Annotated in this window: 14 protein-coding genes; 8 read left to right on the top strand and 6 right to left on the bottom strand. The window is 62.8% G+C overall.

Annotation, left to right across the window (positions count from 1 at the left end):
* Positions 1–38 precede the first annotated feature (38 nt).
* On the bottom strand, positions 39–527 hold the full coding sequence (locus tag ACFUCV_RS06415) for a hypothetical protein (protein WP_380813555.1): 489 nt from the start codon (positions 525–527) through the stop codon (positions 39–41).
* Between the two features lie 441 nt (positions 528–968).
* Between ACFUCV_RS06415 and ACFUCV_RS06410 the strand changes: the two genes are divergently transcribed.
* Both ACFUCV_RS06410 and ACFUCV_RS06405 read left to right on the top strand, forming a co-directional pair.
* On the top strand, positions 969–2048 hold the full coding sequence (locus ACFUCV_RS06410; protein WP_380813552.1) for a glycosyltransferase: 1080 nt from the start codon (positions 969–971) through the stop codon (positions 2046–2048).
* Positions 2045–3115 (top strand): glycosyltransferase, encoded by a 1071-nt coding sequence (locus ACFUCV_RS06405; RefSeq protein ID WP_380813549.1) that lies wholly within the window; start codon positions 2045–2047, stop codon positions 3113–3115. The genes ACFUCV_RS06410 and ACFUCV_RS06405 overlap by 4 nt, the downstream gene beginning before the upstream one ends.
* Here ACFUCV_RS06405 and ACFUCV_RS06400 read toward each other — a convergent pair.
* Positions 3112–3858, bottom strand: coding sequence for a galactosyltransferase-related protein (locus tag ACFUCV_RS06400; protein WP_380813544.1), 747 nt, complete (start codon positions 3856–3858; stop codon positions 3112–3114). The two genes, ACFUCV_RS06405 and ACFUCV_RS06400, sit on opposite strands and share 4 nt — an antisense overlap.
* 412 nt (positions 3859–4270) lie before the next feature.
* The gene (locus ACFUCV_RS06395) at positions 4271–5224 is read right to left on the bottom strand and encodes a sugar phosphate isomerase/epimerase family protein (protein ID WP_380813541.1); all 954 of its coding nucleotides are present in this window, start codon (positions 5222–5224) and stop codon (positions 4271–4273) included.
* Between the two features lie 613 nt (positions 5225–5837).
* Between ACFUCV_RS06395 and ACFUCV_RS06390 the strand changes: the two genes are divergently transcribed.
* The 6 genes from ACFUCV_RS06390 to ACFUCV_RS06365 all read left to right on the top strand — a co-directional run bounded on the left by ACFUCV_RS06390 (position 5838) and on the right by ACFUCV_RS06365 (position 13827).
* A complete protein-coding gene (locus ACFUCV_RS06390) occupies positions 5838–6167 on the top strand; it encodes a metal-sensitive transcriptional regulator (protein WP_380813538.1) in 330 nt (109 codons plus the stop codon).
* A gap of 38 nt (positions 6168–6205) precedes the next feature.
* Complete coding sequence (locus ACFUCV_RS06385; RefSeq protein WP_380813535.1) at positions 6206–6529, top strand: heavy-metal-associated domain-containing protein; 324 nt, start codon at positions 6206–6208, stop codon at positions 6527–6529.
* Positions 6530–6616: 87 nt separating this feature from the next.
* On the top strand, positions 6617–8941 hold the full coding sequence (locus ACFUCV_RS06380) for a heavy metal translocating P-type ATPase (protein ID WP_380813532.1): 2325 nt from the start codon (positions 6617–6619) through the stop codon (positions 8939–8941).
* 379 nt (positions 8942–9320) lie between these two features.
* Positions 9321–10544, top strand: a complete 1224-nt coding sequence (locus ACFUCV_RS06375; RefSeq protein WP_380813529.1) for a DUF2264 domain-containing protein — start codon at positions 9321–9323, stop codon at positions 10542–10544.
* Positions 10545–10891: 347 nt separating this feature from the next.
* Positions 10892–13369, top strand: coding sequence for a molybdopterin oxidoreductase family protein (locus ACFUCV_RS06370; protein ID WP_380813526.1), 2478 nt, complete (start codon positions 10892–10894; stop codon positions 13367–13369).
* On the top strand, positions 13366–13827 hold the full coding sequence (locus ACFUCV_RS06365) for a hypothetical protein (RefSeq protein WP_380813524.1): 462 nt from the start codon (positions 13366–13368) through the stop codon (positions 13825–13827). The genes ACFUCV_RS06370 and ACFUCV_RS06365 overlap by 4 nt, the downstream gene beginning before the upstream one ends.
* Before the next feature lie 172 nt (positions 13828–13999).
* On the opposite strand, the gene ACFUCV_RS06360 is transcribed toward ACFUCV_RS06365, so the two are convergent.
* From ACFUCV_RS06360 to ACFUCV_RS06350, 3 genes are all read right to left on the bottom strand, one after another.
* Entirely contained in the window at positions 14000–15841 is a 1842-nt protein-coding gene (locus ACFUCV_RS06360) for a glycoside hydrolase family 15 protein (RefSeq protein WP_380813521.1), read from the bottom strand.
* Positions 15838–16890, bottom strand: coding sequence for a glucose 1-dehydrogenase (locus ACFUCV_RS06355; RefSeq protein WP_380813518.1), 1053 nt, complete (start codon positions 16888–16890; stop codon positions 15838–15840). The genes ACFUCV_RS06360 and ACFUCV_RS06355 overlap by 4 nt, the downstream gene beginning before the upstream one ends.
* Before the next feature lie 1643 nt (positions 16891–18533).
* On the bottom strand, positions 18534–19085 hold the full coding sequence (locus ACFUCV_RS06350) for a helix-turn-helix domain-containing protein (RefSeq protein ID WP_380813515.1): 552 nt from the start codon (positions 19083–19085) through the stop codon (positions 18534–18536).
* Positions 19086–19091: the final 6 nt, after the last annotated feature.

The following is a 19091-nucleotide window of genomic DNA, read 5'->3' as shown; positions in this document are numbered from 1 at the left end:
CCGGCGGTCATTGCGCCACGGCTGCGCAATGAGACAAATTAGGCGGCCGTGCCCACCACATGGGCATGCAGGCCAATGAGGGTCTTTCTCTGGCCCTCCGCCTGGTTTTGAAGAACGCGAAGCTTCCCAGCATCCAAGGGAAGCTCCGTGCCGGAAACCGCCAGTAAGGTCTCCCATAGGCGGGCCTTGGCCTGCACGGCGGAAATCAACGCTTCAAGTTCTAAAACATCCGCGCCCACAGAGCGCTTGATCAAGGAGCCGTTGGGCTTTAAGCGCTCAAGCAGCTCACCCACCACCGCCATGACCATGGTTGGCGACGCTCGACGCATGCCCAGTTCAGCCATCATGGCACGCAGTTCCTGGTATTCCTGTTGGATCTGCTGGTGCATGCCCGCAAGCTCGGCCCGCACCAGTGGCTGGTTATGTACGCGTGCAATTCGGGCAAATGCGTTGATTCCGGCCCGTGCCCCGGCCAGGTGGTCCCGCACGTAGTACGGCAACCAGTCAGGGACAGCTTCTTGACCCATGTCTCCTCCATCGCGAATCATGCACATCGGCTCCAATGAATATCAATTAGTCTAGTGCGCGCTTTTTTGCCGCCTGCACCGCGCAGCCGTGGCCGACGGCGCCACGCACCCCGGGACCGCCGCCGCTTCGGCGCGAGCGGCGGGACTGGCGCCAGGGGTGGTCTTTGAGCGGCAGATCATGATTTTTCCCCTTGTTTTTTCCTTGGCGGCAAGGGCCCACGCTTGGTTGCAGGGATTCCGCGCCGCGGCCCCGACACGCCACAGGAAAGCAGTGCGGGGAAGAATCGGTTGTTGCACCGTGGTATGAGACGATATCGAAAAGATGTTCGTGACCGCATTTGCCTGTGCCCGTCGCGACAGCATAAGTTACAACAGCAGAGGGAGCCCCATGGTCATGTTGATGCCGCTATGAAACTGCAAATGCAAGGAAGCACGCGGCCTTTGCGAATAGCTGTATTGGCGCACCTGCACCATCCAATTGCCTCCCCCTTTGCCGGGGGCATGGAATCCCATACCGCGCATTTGGTCGCTGGACTTGTGGCCCGGGGGCATGAGGTGACACTTTTCGCCAAAGAGGGCAGCGCCGTCGACTGCAATGTGGTTCCTGTGCTTGAGGCAGGATTCGTGGTCCGCGGTTATCCCGACGACAAAAGTCGGGACAAACAGCATCACCTTCTTGATGACGCCATGAGGCGGGCGGTGCAGGGGGTCGCCACGGGTTCCTTTGACGCAGTGGTGAACAATTCCCTCAGTCCCATTCCACACCGCGAGGCAATGCAGCTGCCCACGCTGCACATTCTGCATACCCCTCCCCTGCCGCGCGTCATCGAAGTTCTGGAGGACCCAGCGCGGGCAGTGGACCCGCTGGGCAGATTTGCCACTGTATCCGCGGCCAATGCCCAACCCTGGAGTGAATGGTTGCCGGACATTGCCATCATCCACAACGGCATTGACCTGGCTCAATGGGGCGGACAGCAGGAGGTGCTTCCAGGTACGGCAGCATGGACAGGGAGGATAACTCCCGAAAAAGGCACTCACGTTGCCATCGCAGCTGCACGGACGGTCGGGTTGAAGTTGCAGTTGGCGGGCCCCATCCAGGATCTTGAATACTTCCGGACGCTGATTGAGCCCGAGCTCGATGACGACATCCGCTATCTTGGCCATCTGAACCAACAACAACTGCAATCCATGATTGGCTCGGCTGAAGTTTTTATCTCCGCCCCGCTCTGGGAAGAACCCTTTGGGCTGACAACGCTTGAGGCAATGGCCTGTGGAACGCCGGTGGCAACGCTGCCGTCCGGGGCCATGGCTGAACTGGTGGGGGTTACGGGAGGTGTGGTCGCCCGGGACAAAAGCAGCGGTGCCTTGGCGCAAGCGGCTTCCCAAGCCAAAGACCTGGACCGGGCAGCAGTGCTGGAGCGGGCCGGGAACTTTACACACGACGCCATGATCGAAGGGTACGAGCTGGTTCTGCGGTCAATGATGCAGCAGCCGCTTTCCTTCGCTGTGGATAATTCATGACGCGCCGCCGGGTCTCCTATTACGCCCATCACTTTGGCACCGGTCACTTGCGGCATGCCCAAAAAGTGGCGGCCAGTGAACTTTTCGACTTGCAGGTCACCAGCACCGGGCCCCGCAACGGATCCTTGCTGACCGGTGCCCTGGAATACGTGGCACTGGATCCGGATGTGGGAAGCGGGGAACCCGAGGCGGACAGCGGAATTGATGCCTATCTGCATTACGCACCCACTGGCGAGCTGATTCAACAACGTTTTGCCCAGCTTAATCATGCTTGGCGGCAATTCAAACCCGATGTTGTCATGGTGGACGTTTCAGTGGAAGTTGCGCTTTTTGCCAGGTTGAGCGGCTACCGGGTGGCTTTCCGCCGCATGCCCGGCCACCGCAATGACAAGGCACATCAACTGGCATACGAGCTTGCTGATGCCCTGTTTGCGTATTATCCAGCCGAGTTGGAGGACCCGAAACATCTGGACAGCTTTGGCTACAAAAGCCATTATCTGGCTGTCGCGGAACCTCAAGCCAACACCATTGCAAGCCCATTGGGACAAGGCGGGAAGCGGAAGGTGGTGGTGCAAACATCCCTGGCATCCGCCATCTCTCTTGAGCTGGTGGTTCGGGCCGCCAACGATTCACCCGACTGGAACTGGGAGATTGTTGGATCAGTTGAATCTTCCCCCACCGCCCTGCCCTCAAATGTGTTGCTTCACGGGGTCGTTGCGGATCCCCTGCCCATCCTCCGCAGCGCTGACGTCATCATCAGCTCCGCCGGCCATAACGCGGTGGTCGCTGCCGCGAGCTGCCACAGGCCGGTGCTTTTGGTGCCGGAGGAAAGGCCCTTCGCTGAACAGCGCGCGTTCGCACAGACGCTGCAAAGGAATGCCGGCGTGGAAATGCTCGAATCCTGGCGGGCGACGGCGCAGTGGCAGCATTTATTGGCAAGGATCTCCCAAGGCGACCCGGAGGCGCTGGGCAAGGCGCTCTTTGTGGCCCCTGCGGATTTTGAGCGCAAACTCTTGGACCTGGTTCAAGTCTGCGCCACCGGCATCACTGAAGAGGCAATGATTTAATAGGGAGCGAGGCTGCGTGCGGCACTGATTTCCCCCCGTTCCGGCGGTCGGTGGACTGTCAGTTCGGTGTGGGAGGGACGCCAGGAAATCAAACCCATGCGGCTGAATTCCTTCAACCAGCCTTCCATCGGCCAAACCCGCCATTGGGCATGAAAACGGCGCGCATTGGCAATAATGTCAGAGAAATGGTTGAGCGGCGGAGCATGCACTCCATGATGCTGGTGGAACACCGGATCCTCCACGAAGTGGATGGGAATTCCTGCGTCCCTGACGCGGAAGGCAAAGTCGGTGTCTTCGGCGCCGTAGCCCTGGTACTGTTCGTCGAATCCCCCCACGCGCTCAAACACCGAAGCGGCCATGGCAAAGCCAAGGGACCAGAACATTTCATGACCGGACATGGTGGATGCCCTGGGCAGCCCCAAACGTGTGTGGTGTGGCACTGAACTGGCCAGCAGTTGTTCCTCGCTCACCGCCTGCCCGGGGTCCAAGGGCTGCTTCAAGTATCGCGGTTCGGCCATGGCCAGCACCGGACCCTGCCCCAGTGCCTGAAGGAAGGTGCTGAAAAGGCCGGCCGCGGGAATGGAATCCACGTCCAGAAAGACCAGGTTCGGGGTTTGCGCGGCAGCGGCAGCCGCGTTGCGGGCACGGGCCAAAGGCAGGCTGGAGTCCTCCAGCGTCGAAGTGACATGAATGGTGCGCAGGGGCACGGAACATTCCAGGGGGGCTGGGTCAGGTTCATTCATGTAGGCAACCACTACTTCCGCGGGTCGCTGCCTGGAGGCATCAACCCCCTGAAGGAGTCGTCTTAAATGGTCTTCCCGACCATGCACTATCACCAGCACGGAAAACTCTTCCACGAAGTAAAGCCCCCTATGTTCAAAGCTTGACGCTGAGCTGTGCAGCAAAATCCAATCCATCATCACACATTCAAAGAAAGCGATGCTAAAGGGCCCCCTGCCATCGGTGATGGTGCACAACCTTCCCGGTTTGAGGGTGCGAACTGGCGCGGCGGCGCCAGGTCAAGCTGCAACGCCATGCAAGCACCGCAGAAAAATGTCCGCGCATCATTTGGCATAGTCCCTTGCCTCGGACGTTTATCCCACGTGCGGCTCCGTCCTTGTGCCAGGCCCCAAGCTGCTAGACGGGACCCGACCGTTACTGGTCGTTGGTGTCACCGGCCATGGACACTGCCCGCGGCAGGGCCAGCACGGCCTTGAATGCATCCAGTGCCTCGGCGACGGGGGGAAGTTCAGGATGCCAGGCCCGCTCCCACTCCAACGAGACCCATGGATCACCAATACCTTTAGTGGCCGCAATGCGTGATGTCAGCTCAAGCATCCTGGCCAGGGGAAGCTCGCCTTGGCCGGGCAGTGTCAGCGTCACGCTGTGGTCCCGCGGGTTCTTCACGCCGTCCTTGAACTGCGGATACGCCAGGGAGCGGGCTAAGAGTTTGGCGGTGCGTTCGGGTTCTTCGCCGTACCTCCATGGATGCATCAGGTCCCAAATCACCTGCACGGGTGCGGCGGCGTCAACATGCTCCAAAATCCGTCTGACGTCAGCGGCCCGCGGGTGCGAGTCGTGCGTCTCCAGCAGTATGGTCACGCCCCGTTCACGGGCCAGGTCCGCCACCATATTCAGCCGATGGGCACCGCGCAAATCGGCCGCAGCCATGTCCGCGGACACTTCCTGACCCGACCCGCACGGCTCCAACCCCGCACCTGGAAACACCCGCAGCTGCGCGGCGGCACCAACATTTCCGGCCGACAACCGTGCGGTGAGTTCAATGGCTGACACCAGTTCAGCCAGCACCGGATCGCCGGCGCCCCGTCCACCGGCTGCATCCGTGCCGTCGTTGGGGACCGCTGCGCTGCCCGGGTTCACGGCAGGAGCACACACGCGCACGTATGCGGCCACTGCCAATACCGTCAGTCCGGCCACGGCGAGGCGCTCGGCCACCGCTGCGCTTTGGGCGGGACCCATGCCGGCGGACACAAATTCCCCGGCGGCCAAACGTAGTTCCAACCCTGTGGCTCCAGCCGTTTTGGCCGTGGCGATGACTTGGTCAAGTGAATCCCCGGGGCATCCCAGGGTGGAATAGGCCAATGGCATGAGGGCCCTTTCAACATGTAGGTGATTTCAGTCAGGGTAGCGCGGAACCCGCCCTCCCCCAACACAGGCCTGGATGGACACAGCACAGATCCCTTCAGTGCACCCCGGACCGCCCTGGAGTTGGATCTCCTTTAAAGGCCACCGGCATCGAAGGCATTCATGGTCCGGCGTACACATCTAGGGACCAGCAAGTCATGCGCTGCGCGCCTTACGGTCAAGGCAGCAAGAGATGCCAGGGTGCAGCCGCCCAGCGTGGTGACGTGTCCACTGCCCAGTGCCAGGCGGTCCCCCGGTGCGTGCCGGATCAGTTCCTAGGCTTAAACGATTCTTTCCGCCAAGAAATCCGAGGCAGGCCACTTGTCCGTTGCGGCGAGGGGAACCTCCCCGTTCCGTTCGGGCGTAATCACGGCATCGCCGGCCCTCCAGGCCACGAAACCGAAGGAGGAAATCTACCCAAACGGTGGTTACTGGACATCGCGCAGCCTTGGCATCGGGTAATCGCCACTCGCCCGGGAAGGTCCTGTTGTGCGGCAGAAGGACGCATCAGTCCCAGAACTTATATACCCCATGGGGGTACTTGACAGTTATACCCATAGGGGGTATTAATTGAGGTATGGAAAACAATAATCTCCCCCTCGACGAGCACGTCGGACACGGATATACGGCCAACAAGGAAGCCCTGACGAAGCGGCTCAGCCGCATTGAAGGTCAGGTTCGCGGCGTCAGCCGCATGGTGAGCGAGGACAAATACTGCATTGACATCCTCGCGCAGATTTCGGCCATCAACGCAGCCCTGCACAAGGTCAGCCTGGGCCTGCTGGAAGAACACGTTTCCCATTGCGTTGTGAATGCCGCCGAACGGAGCATTCAAACCGGGGACCGGTCCTACGTGGACGAGAAGGTTTCGGAGGTCACCACGGCCATTGGCCGCCTGCTGCGCTAACTCGCGGCACAAGTTCCATCACCCAACAAGGAGAACCCATGAGCATCGAATCAAGCTGCGGCTGCGGCTGCGGCTGCGGAAGCAACTCAAGCGAAGGCCTCACCATCACCGCCAAACCTTCGGAGGAAATTATGAGCCAGAACAACATCACCCTGAAAATCGACGGCATGACCTGCGGCCACTGCATCTCCTCCGTCACCGAGGAGCTCAACGAGGTCCCCGGGGTCAGCAACGTCCAGATCGCGCTGGCTGCCGGAGGCACCTCCACCGCCGTCGTCACCACCAACTCCCCGGTCGAGAGCTCGGTTCTCGAAGCCGCAGTGACGGAGGCCGGCTACACGCTCGTCTCCGCAAGCGCCTAATCATCTTCCCGCTCGCCCCAGGGCAGGGTCCGGATCAAACATCCAGATTTTCCCTCCCCTGTTGCGGCTGAGACAAGAAATGGAATCATGAGCAACGACATCACGTTCCCTCCCAATCACCGCATCGTCGAACTGGACATCCAGGGCATGACCTGTGCATCTTGCGTGGGCCGGGTCGAGAGAAAACTCGGAAAGATCGAAGGCGTTGAAGCCCTCGTGAACCTGCCGCTGGAATCGGCACGCATCACGGTCCCGGAAAACGTCAGCGACGAACAAATCCTCGCCACTGTCCAGTCCGCCGGCTACCAGGCCAACGTCAAGGTTGACCAATACGCACCCGCGCCCCTGGCGCCTGTCACGGATACGCCGGCCGCTTCCACGCACGGCGAACGGGTTGGCGGAACCCAGGTTTACGGGGGTGCGCGCACAGCCCCGGAAAGCAATCACGTTGCCCACGGGGCCGGGGAAAATTTGAAGAAACGCCTGATCACCGGCGCGGTCTTCACGGTGCCGTTGTTCATCATTTCCATGATTCCCGGTGCGCAATTTCCCCACTGGGGCTGGGTTGCCCTGGTCCTGGCCACGCCCGTAGTGTTTTGGTCGGCTTGGCCGTTCCACCGGGCAGCGGCGATCAATGCCCGCCACCTCGCCTCCACAATGGACACCCTAGTGTCCGTCGGTGTCCTGGCCGCCTACTTCTTCTCCCTCTGGCAGCTGATCGCCGATCCGAACATCACGGCACATGTCGGCATGTCGATGAGCGAACACGCACTGTACTTCGAAACGGCCGGCGTCGTGGCCACTTTCCTGCTGCTGGGCCGCTGGCTCGAGGCGCGCGCCAAATCGCGCGCCGGCGACGCATTAAGGACTCTGCTGGATTTGGGCGCCAAGGAAGCCACGGTGCTGCGCAACGGGGTGGAAACCCGGATCGCGGCCTCCGAGCTGGTTCCCGGCGACGAGTTCGTCGTCCGGCCCGGGGAGAAGATCGCCACCGACGGCTTCGTCGTCACGGGGCACTCGGCCATCGACACAGCCCTGGTCACCGGTGAGTCGGTTCCCGTCGAGGTGGGTCCGGACGACACCGTCACCGGGGCCACCATCAACACCTCCGGGGCCCTGCTGGTCCGCGCCACCCGCGTCGGGGCCGACACCACCTTGGCCCAGATGGGCCGGCTAGTGTCCCAAGCGCAGACCGGCAAGGCGCCCATCGCCCGGTTGGCCGACCGCATTTCCGCCGTGTTCGTGCCGATCGTGCTGGTCATCGCGGTGCTCACCTTCGCCCTGTGGTTGGTTTTTTCCGGCGATTTGAACTCGGCATTTGCCGCAGCGGTTGCGGTGCTGGTCATCGCCTGCCCGTGCGCCTTGGGCCTGGCCACCCCGATCGGATTGCTGGTTGGAACCGGTCGAGGAGCTCAGCTGGGCATCCTGATCCGCGGGCCGCAGGTCCTGGAGGACACCCGCAAGATCGACACCGTGCTGCTGGACAAGACCGGAACCATCACCGAGGGCAACCTCGCCGTCACCTCACTGGGCCCGGTCACCGGGTTCAGCGAACCGGAGCTGCTGGCCCTGGCCGGAGCCGCCGAGTCCGGCTCCGAACACCCGATCGCCCACGCCATCGTCGCCGCGGCCCGCGCCAAGGCACCACTGCTGGAGACCACCGGATTCAATTCCGCACCGGGCGGCGGTGTTCGGGCCACGGTCGGCACCCGCGTGGTGGTGGCGGGCAGGGAAAGCTGGCTGAAGGAAAACGGCATCGAACTCGCCGATGCGCACCGTGCCGCCCTTGCGGCTGCGCAGCAGGCAGGAGCCACCTCCATCATGGTTGGCATTGACGGGTCCTTCGCCGGACTGCTGAATCTGAGCGACACCATCAAGGAATCCTCCGCCACCGCCATCGCCAAGCTCAAGGAACTGGGCCTGCGCCCGGTCCTGCTCACCGGTGACAACGCAGCGGTGGCCAAGCTGGCTGCCGCACAGGTCGGCATCGTCGAGGACGACGTCTTTGCCGACGTTTTCCCCGACGGCAAAGCCCAGGCCGTGCGCGCTCTCCAGGCCCGCGGGCACGTTGTCGCCATGGTCGGCGACGGCGTCAACGATGCCCCGGCACTGGCCCAGGCGGACCTGGGCATCGCCATGGGCTCGGGCACCGACGTCGCCATCGAAGCGGCCGACCTGACCATCATGGGCAACGACCTGACCCAGGTCGCCCAGTCCATCGAACTGTCCCGCAAGACGCTGGGCACCATCAAGGTCAACCTGTTCTGGGCCTTCGCCTACAACACCGCCGGCATCCCCATCGCGGCACTGGGATTCCTGAACCCCATGATCGCCGGGGCCGCAATGGCGGCAAGCTCGGTGCTGGTGGTCGCCAACTCGCTGCGGCTGCGCAGTTTCGGCAAGCGCGACTAGGGAGCTCGCCCCCCAATGTCCAGCAACGGCGTCAGCTCACGCACGCTGCCGGACGCTGGGCGGGCGAACAGTCCGGATACTGGCTGGGCCCCATGTACGGACCAGCACCGGTTGTGGGCGACGGTGCTGGGTTCCCCCACGCCCAGCCCGAGGGCGGGGTCCCCGTCCGGGCGAGACCACGCGGGCCGGAGGTCTCATTTATGGCGCACACCGCGACGCGGAATGGTGCCTGATGCACCTGGTCTCCCAAGTGGGCGGCAGGGTCCGTTCCGCCCGCTTCGTCATTGAGGCCGTCTACGGCGGGCGCGGGCACGGGCATCATCAGGGTTACTGACCAGCCCTAGCGGGACCAGGTCCACATTTTTGAGGAATGCACTGCATGAGGACGCTCGACGGCGACCGGCTCGCCGACTACCTCGACGACGCCGCGTTCCTGGTGGGGGGCAACGGCGCCCCCCTGATTCAGGGACGCAGCCTCATTTACCGTTTCGCCGCCGCCGCACCCTTTTGGGTGGGTGAGCTCTCCGGCCATACCCGGCTGGCCCCCGGGGTTGCCCGGCGCGCCTCCTCGGGCATCCTGGACTACTTCCTGCGCCGTGGCGCGGTCAATGGCGACGGCCTGCTGTCCATCGGCTGGCACGGGGAATTCCCCGGGATGAGGCAGTCATACTCCGGTGCGGGGTCGCCGTACTGGGCTGCCAAGGGCTTTCTGGGCCTGGCCCTGCCGGCGGAGCACAGGGTGTGGACGGCCGTGGAGGAGCCATTGCCGGTGGAGCTTGGCAACACCCGTCACCTGATTGCGGCGCCCGGCTGGCAGGTGAACGGCACGGTGGCCGATGGGGTGGTCCGGGTCGTCAACCACGGAACTGACCACGCCAATCCCGGCGTCGCGGTGGCGGATTCACCGCTCTACGCCCGATTGGGCTATTCCACGCATACCTTCCCGGACCTTGAACCGGAATCCCTGGACAACGCCGTGGTGCTGATCAACGGCGAGGGCGGCCTGACGCACCGCACCGGCTTTGATTTCCTTGGCCACGTGGAGGTGGGGGGAATTTTGGTGGGCGCCTCGCGGGCCGCCACCCAATGGATCGCGGTTGATCCAAACGGCGGTCCGGACCACGGCAGCGGCGCCAAAGGCACGGCAACGTCCGGCCCGGAAGTCACCGTGGCCTCGCTCACCCATGGGGCGGTGGAATTGCGCCTTGTCAGCGTCAGGGGCTGCTCGGCCGACTCCCCTGCCATTCTGCGGATGGGAGGCTGGCCGCTTGAAGCCGGCTCCCCGCTGGTCAGCGACATCCGCCCCGTGGCCGGACTGGGGCAGGCGTTGGAGGAGTCCGGAAGCTGGGGACGCCAGGCTCCGCATCCCATGGGGGAACACCTCACCATAGCCTGGATCGGGACCTCCGGTTCGGCCTCCGATGGCGACTACGCGGCCGTCGTCGGACTTGGCGGCGAGGGCACACACGCCGAGCTGGACGGTGCCCGCTACCTGGGCGGGGGACTTTTTGAATTCGCCGACGGCACGTCCGTTGACCTTGGCCTGCTTTGGGCGAAGGTCCTGGATTCGGACGTGCTGGAGGTTGCACTGGCGAAGCCGTAAAACCGTCGGTCGCCACATTTGCCGTGGAAATCGCGGCGGGATCGGGGCGGACGTTTCCTTCCCCACCTTCCGCCCCGAGTCCCATGGGCCATGCGGGCCGCGATTTTTCACTCTCCCGCAGTGGCTCTTCGAGTCGCACGCTGCGCACGCCGGCAGCGGCAGCCCGCTGCCGGAAGACGGGCACAAACAGTTGCGCCGAACCGGTCGCCAGGGTTAGTTTGGCACTGATTGCCCCATCCAGCCTGTGCCGCTGGCCAGTGGGCCCGATGCCCTGCGGGGAGCTGGCCGAACATGGCAGGCGTGAAGGCCGCTGCGGGCAAAGGTTCGTCACAAGGAGGTTATGCACCATGGTTGATCGCATTGCTGACATCTGGGGTACCCGGACACCGTTTGCACGGGACACGCGGTGGCCGGTCCGGGTCGATCAAGTCCTTGCAGCCGGGGTCACCGAACAATCGGTGGATACGTGGGTCCAGTCCGCCTGCGTGCTGTGCAGCAACGGCTGCGGCATTGACATTGCGGTCAAGGACGGTTCCATGGTGGGAGTCCGGGGCCGGGCTGTGGACATTGTCAACCATGGCCGGCTTGGGCCCAAGGGCCTGTTTGCGAGCTGGCAGGGCATGAACAACAAGGACCGCCTCACCCGGCCCCTGATCCGTGAGCACGGCGAGCTCGTCGAGACGGACTGGAATACGGCGATGGAGCGGATAGTTTCCCGCAGCCGCGCGTTGCTCGATGACAAGGGTCCGTTGTCGCATGGTTTCTACACCAGCGGCCAGTTGTTTTTGGAGGAGTACTATGCGCAGGCAATTGTGGGCAAGGCAGGCATTGGCACCCCGCACATGGACGGCAATACCCGGTTGTGCACCGCCACCGCCGCGGCGGCCATGAAGGAATCCTTCGGGTCCGACGGGCAGCCGGGCAGTTATGTGGACATTGATGAGTGTGACGCCATGTTCCTCTTTGGCCACAACATGGCTGAAACGCAGACTGTGCTGTGGATGCGGGTGCTTGACCGCTTGGCCGGGCCCAATCCGCCACGATTGGTCTGCGTGGATCCACGCAACACCGAGGTGGCACGCCGTGCCGAGGTGCATCTGCCGGTGCGGCCCGGCACCAATCTTGCCTTGATGCACGGCTTGGTGCGTGAACTGTTTGTCCACGGATGGATCGAGCAGGACTACATTGACGCGCACACCTTGAATGTGGAGGAGCTGCGTTCCACCGTTGAGCCGTGGACCCCGGAGGCGGTGGCGCAGACCTGCGGGGTGGACGCGGCGGATGTGCGCCGGGCCGCGGAGATCTTTGGCACCTCCGAGCGGGTGCTTTCGACAGTTTTGCAGGGCTTTTACCAATCATCCCAGGCGACTGCCTCGGCGTGTGGGGTGAACAATCTGCATTTGCTCCGAGGCCTGCTGGGGAAGCCCGGGTGTGGTGTCCTGCAGATGAATGGACAGCCGACGGCGCAAAACAACCGTGAGTGCGGCGCGGACGGCGACCTGTCCGGATTCCGGAACTGGGAGAACCCCCGGCACATACAGGAGTTGGCAGAATTGTGGAACGTGGATCCGTCCATCATTCCGCACTGGGCTCCCCCCACCCACGCCATGCAGATCTTCCGTTATGTGGAGCAGGGGTCCATAGAGTTCCTGTGGATTTCAGCCACGAACCCTGCTGTCTCGATGCCGCAGCTTTCCCGCATTCGGAACATTCTTTCCACACCGGGGCTGTTCCTGGTGGTTCAGGACATGTATTTGACGGAAACGGCACAGTACGCCGACGTCGTCCTGCCGGCGGCCGGGTGGGGTGAGAAAACCGGGACGTTCACCAACGTCAACCGTACCGTCCACCTTTCCGAGAAGGCGGTGGAACCGCCGGGGCAGGCACGCAGCGACCTGGACACCTTCCTGGACTATTCCCGGCGCATGGGATTCACCCAGCTCGACGGTTCCCCGCTGCTGACGTGGGAAGGGCCGGAAGATGCCTTTAATGCCTGGCGGGAATGCTCTCGCGGACGTCCGTGCGACTATACGGGGATCACCTACGACCGCCTCCGGGGCGGCAGCGGCATTCCCTGGCCCTGCAACGATGAGCATCCCGACGGAACGGTCAGGCTTTACCGGGACGGCATCTTCCCCACCGAAGCGGAATACAGCGAAACGTACGGCCACGACCTGCTCACTGGAGCCACGGTGGGTCCACAAGCCTACCGGTCCATGGCACCAGCGGGGCGGGCAATCTTTAAAACCGCCCCCTACCATCCGGCCCACGAAACGCCGGATGCACAATATCCCTACCGCTACACCACCGGACGCACCGTCTACCATTTCCATACCCGCACCAAGACGGCGCGCGCGGCGCAGCTCAATGACGCCGCTCCAGAGGCGTGGGTGGAAATGTCGGTCAATGACGCAGCCGCCCAAGGCCTTGATGAAGGCGCCATTGTCAAGGTGGAGTCACGGCGCGGACACATCACCGCAGCCTTGAGGATCAGCGGGGTCCGCGACGGCAGCGTTTTCGCGCCCTTCCACTACGGATACTGGGACCGGGGAGGAATCCCCGATGGGCGTTACCGGGCAGCGAATGAGTTGACCCTCACCGAGTGGGACCCAGTGTCCAAACAACCGGTCCTGAAGAATGCCGCTGTCAGGGTCACCAAAATCTCCGACGGCACCGGCATCTCCCCCGCCCCCACCACGACTGCCTCCAGGCCCGCCAAACGCGGGCGGACACTGCCAACCGCCGGTGGACCCAACGCCCAAGCCACGGAGACCATCGCCGCCGTGGAGCCCCCCTCCGTGGCCACCAAGGAGGAAAGGGCATGAAACTTCCCGTCTACCTGGGCCTGCTGCATCGATCCGAGGGAACGCTCGCAGCATCCTTCCGCCAGGTTGCCGAAGGCCATGGCCACGAACCCGATGTCCATTTCCTGTGCCTGACCCTCGCGGCACAATGCGACGCCCATCAAAAGGCCCTTGCCCCCATCATTGCCAGGTACGGGGAAACCCGGGACGAGGACGAACCCGAACGCCTGCACGCCCAGGGGCTCGCGGAAACCCGCTCCGGGCCCGTCGGCCTGCTCCGGGACCTGCAGGACCTTTACCTGCTGGCAAGCCTCGTCGACATCACCTGGACCATGGTTAAACAGGCCGCGCAGGGACTGAGGGATGTTGAACTCCTCGGTGTGGTCGCCAACTGTGATGGCCAAACCGGCACCCAATTGAAATGGTTGCAGACGCGCATGAAACAGGCGGCACCACAAGCGCTCATCGTGGCCCGCTAGGTGTGCGGGTCAGTGGCATTTTGAGGGGCGGGCTGGTGCCGGTCCAGGAGTGGTTGCACGGCACCTGGCTGCAGCGTGCCCGGTGAGCCCGGCTGCCCTGGCGCAATGGCGGAACGCACTGTTCCCCACTGACCTGCAACGTGCTGCCGCCGCCTGCGGCGGCTGCACCTGCTCAGTCCTGTGGCCCTGCATCCCGGACAGCGGTAAATTTCCTTGGCCGGGGCGGGGCCATGGGGGTGTCGCTGTGGTGCGTGCGCCCTTCCTGAAGCTGCAGCGCGCTGTGGATCAAAGGAAAATGGCTAAAGGCCTGCGGGGTGTTGCCCAGTTGCTGTTTGGTCTTGGGATCCCACTCCTCGCTGAGCAGTCCCACGTCATTGCGCAGGGACAGGAGCCGTTCGAAAAGGGTCTTGGCTTCGGTGATCCTGCCAATGCCCAGGAGCGCGTCGCTGAGCCAAAAGGAGCACGCGATGAACACCCCCTCCCCGCCGGGCAACCCGTCGTCGCTGGCTTCCGGACGGTAGCGCATCACAAAGCCGTCCTCCGTCAACCGCTCCTGGATGGCGTCCACCGTCCCCGCAACGCGCGGATGGTCATGGGGCAGGAACCCAACCCGGGGTATGAGCAGCAGGCTCGCGTCAAGCTGTTCACTGCCGTAGGACTGCACAAAGCTGTTGAGCTCCTGATTGAAGCCCTTGGTCATCACGTCGCGGTGGATCTGCGCGCGGAGGTCGGCCCAACGGTCTGCAGGTCCGGGCAGGCCCGAATCGCGGACCCCCTTCACCATCCGGTCGGCGGCCACCCACGCCATAACCTTCGAATGCGTGAAGTGCCGCCGCGGTCCGCGCATCTCCCACAGTCCATTGTCCGGTCGGTCCCAAGAACCCTCAAGGTATTCCATCAGGGCAAGCTGCATGTCCCAGGAATCATCAACCTCCCCGGGAGGCGCCGCGGCACGGGTCAAGGAAAGTCCGTCAAGGACTTCACCCCACACATCCAGTTGCAGTTGGGGTGCCGCGGCGTTGCCGATGCGCACCGGTTTCGACCCTGCATGGCCGGACAGCCATGGCAGTTCCGCTTCTGGAAGGCGGCGGGTGCCATCGAGGCCATACATGATTTGCAGCTGGGAGGGGTCGCCCGCCACGGCCCGCAGCAGCCACTCCCGCCAAGCCGCTGCCTCGTCCCTATAACCGGAGGCCAGGAGGGACTGCAGGGTGAGGGTGGCATCTCGCAGCCAACAATACCGATAGTCCCAATTCCGGGTACCGCCCAGCTCCTCCGGGAGCGAGGTTGTGGCTGCCGCCACGATCCCGCCCGTGGGGACGTAGGTCAATGCTTTGAGGGTGATCAGGGATCGCTCAACGGCTTCCTTGTAGATGCCCTCCGTCCGGCTGCGGGCAATCCATTGGCGCCAGTAGGCGGACGTTTTCTGCAAGGCACGTCCGGCGTCCACGGCCTTGGGCACCGGGGCATGGCTTGGAGCCCAACGAAGCACAAACGGGACCGAGTCCCCTGCCCGAACCGTAAATTCACTGATGGTGCGTTGGTCCCGGCCCTGGGTCGGCGACGGCGTCGAAAGATACGCCGCGTCCGGTCCTGCAACAGCACTGATCCCGGTTTCGGTGCTCCGCACCCACGGCACCACCTGACCGTAATCGAACCGCAGAACCAGTTCTCCATACATGGGCACGGCACCGCTGACGCCCTGGACAATTCTCACCACATCAGCGGTGCCATCGCGCACGGGCATGAAATCCAGAACCCGCACCGATCCCTCCGGGGTATCCCATTCGGTTTCCAGAATCAATGTGTCTGGCACATAACGCCGCCGGGTGCAGGTGCCGGATCCTTTCGGTGCCAAAAGCCAGCGCCCGGCTGCGGGGGAATCCAGCAGCGCCGCGAAACAGGCCGGCGAGTCGAAGCGGGGCAGGCACATCCAATCGATTGAACCGTCACGCCCAATCAGGGCCGCTGTGTGAAGGTCCCCAATGACGGCATAGTCCTCAATGCGGTTCATGTCAGGTCCTGCAGATCCAATACCACCTTGACGTCTTCGTCGCCACGCTTGAAAGCATCCCTAAAGTCCTTTAGCTTCACCCTGCGGGTGATCAGCCGTTCAAGCCAGAATTCATCGGCGGCTGCCATGGCTGCCGCCGCCGCCTCATAGTGCCGCCTGTTGGCATTGACGGTTCCAAAAACCACGTCATTTTCAAGAACAGCGGCACGGTTCAGCCGGCCGACGTCGAGGGGGGTTTCCCGTCCAATGGACGATACCCCTGCCAGGGCGGTGATGGCATTTGTTCCGCCACAGGAAATGGCATCGAGGATGACGGCGGGGACACCTGTGCATTCAATGACCACATCGGGGCGGAATGCGGAGGACCCCAGTGGTTCGCTGTGGTACTCCGCACCAAGGTCCTTCACCAAGCCGGGTTTCGGACCCTCCTGGACCAGGTCAAAGACATGAACTTCAAATCCACGCTGCACCCCCAGCAATGCAGCCAGAAGGCCCACAGGTCCCGCCCCCGTCACAGCCACTGTCTTTGGTTCGAAATAAGCCCGTTTCCCAATCCGTTCGATTTGTTCCCACGCCTTGGCAACAATGGTGGCCGGCTCAAGCAGAACCCCCACCCGCTCAAGCCGACTGTCAAGTTTGACCACGGCGTCTGGATGGGCGCGCCACTGTTCGCGGGCGAAGCCATCCAATTCCTTGATGCCATGCTCGAAGTAGCGGCCGTTCAGGCACATGTCCCACTCACCTGCGGCGCATGCACCGCAAGGCACCGGATCGGGCCTGCGGACGATGCCCACCACAATGTCTCCAACGGCTAGATTAGACCCGGCGGGAGCCTCCCGGACGCGGCCCAGGTTTTCGTGGCCCAACACCAGCTGTCTTTGCCCCACAGGGGCTGTCCCATAAGCACCGGCGACAATTTCAAAATCAGTGCCACAAAGTCCCACCGCCAATGAATCGACCAAAACCTCGCCATCCTCCTGCCGCGGCGCCGGTACATCATTGAGGGCCAGCGAATTTGCAACTCCAGGGGTGATCGTCAGCGCGAGCATGTTCCCCTCCTCCTTCGGGAATATTTGATGCATACAATCGACCAGCCGCGTCCGCGCAGGGCACTCCCTCGTGAAAGTCACATTACGGGGCAGTCAGCTTTGTGGACAGTATGATCGACCATCCGGGATGGAACCAGCACGCTGAAAAGGCGGCTCCTGCGATGGGCGGCACCCGGGGGGCGTCCTGGTTCAGATTGGGCGCTCCTTTCTTCCGTTGCCGGGCTTCCTACCCCCACACTAAAGGACTGTTTGACGGACTGGCCAGCGTTCCGCCAGAGGTTGGCACAGCCGCCGCCAGGGGCTGTGACATCACCATGTGCAGCTGCCATTCATCCACCAGCGGTGTGTCAGGAAACGACATGGCGCCGCCGACCAGCCAGCACGCCCGGGGACCGCCGGGATTTTGGCAGCTGGACGCCCCGCCGTTCGGATCCGTGGATTGTTGGCGCATTGCCAGCCACCTGGCGCTTTAGGCAAAACTGCCATAGACGGGGACCGCGGCTATTGCGGCCGTGGTGAGGCGCCGGCCGGCACCTCACCACTTCCTGGCACCAGTGCCTGTGCAAAGAAAGTGCCGGACAATCAAAGTCCTGCTGGCCGAAAGGGGTTTGCCGTGTTTTTCTGCAGATTGGCGGGCCCGAAGGCTTCCCTGGTGGTGTTGTTGTAGATCGTGATGCTCTTCGCTGCGGGAAAGAAATTCATCATGTAGCTCAGATCATGGCTGTGTGTTCCAGTGGTGGATATGAGTTTTTCCAGCAAAGACCGGGTTGGCTCATTGACAACGTTGTCCCCGGCGGCATTTCACTTTATGGCACCAGGACTCACGGTCACCTACGAATCATCACCGGCACCGGTGGAAAAATCGGGTAATTCAGGGATCAGGCTTGAGGGTGCCTGGGTGGTGACGGCCTCGCCGCTGCTTGCCACTGCTTGCGAAACGAAGGTTCCAGTGTTGATGCTGGGCGGGGCAACAGAAGTTGCAGCGTCACCGGGTGATTCCACCGTTGGGTGGACATGTCCACAGACATTGCAGTGCACCCGGGGATGGCTCCGGCAATGATCATGCCAGCCGGCAGCAGTCGGAGAATTTTCCTTTGCACCCTTTGTTTTCATATGCGCCGAAGCAGGGCGGGCGGCCCCCCAATAACGGGACACGCCTTCATAGTCAAAGCCGTCAATGGATCAACGGCAAAACAGAATTCTTGGATTATTGTTCGCCTCACCGTGATCCGTGAGCGTGCCACTGGCTTGCAGCAACCCGACAATGCCGTCATAAATGGGTGTTTCCGCGGCACCCAAACGATGGAAGGATGCGGGGCATCGTTGATCTCCAACTTGTTGCTGACCAAGCACCAGGACGGACCTGGGTCCTGAGATTTAGGACCAGGCAACGGCGTTGAAAGCATTGAACGCCGGTTTGCCCTGCCTGCCACGTGATTCAGGGGAGCCGTTGGGCGCGAAAATACAGTCCACTGCGGCGTCGGGAAAGATGCTTCCGGCAGCAGCACCGGACACCTGCTGGTGTCGCTGGAGCCTGCGGCGTTGGCGATGAATTCACCAGTGCCGTATTCCCTTGTTGCCATCGCCTGCGAACCCCAGAACCTCTGGGAGAGGCACCATCCACTATGGCGGCAGGGCTGCGGTTAGAGCAGTGTTTCGGAGACCAGGGTCGCGACGGTACCGGCTTCGAGGGCGTCGAAGATGTGGGGTTGATCGCCGCGGTAGCTGACGTAGTCGCCGGGGTGGAGCTCCAGTGGCCCGTTCAGCGGGCCAACGAGCGCTTTCCCGGCAATGAGGGTGACATGTTCAATGGTTCCGGCCGTGTGTGGTGTGGACCGTCTAGCTGGGCCGGGCTCGGCTTCGACGCGGTAGATGTCGCGCCGCACGCCACGTGTGCCCGCACTGAGAAGTGTGCCGGCGTAGCGGGAATCCGCGGCTTCGATACGGGTGCCTTCACCGAGGCGGATCACGGTCACGTCATCAACCGAGGGTTCCACGAGCCTCCAGAAGGGAATGCCCAACGCTGTCGAGAGCGCCCACAGTGTTTCCAGGCTGGGATTTCCACTGCCTGTTTCCAGGAGCGACAAAGTCGATTTTCCGATTCCAGCCTGTCGGGCAAGTTCAGTGACTGTCAGCCCTGCCTTGGTTCGTTCGCGCAGCAAAGCGGAAGCAATGAATTCCTGGGGTGTGGTCATTTCACC

Source organism: Specibacter sp. NPDC057265, from assembly GCF_042668835.1.
Taxonomy (GTDB): Bacteria; Actinomycetota; Actinomycetes; order Actinomycetales; family Micrococcaceae; genus Specibacter.
Note: the sequence above shows the minus strand (reverse complement) of the source record. Positions and strands in the feature narration are given on the sequence as shown.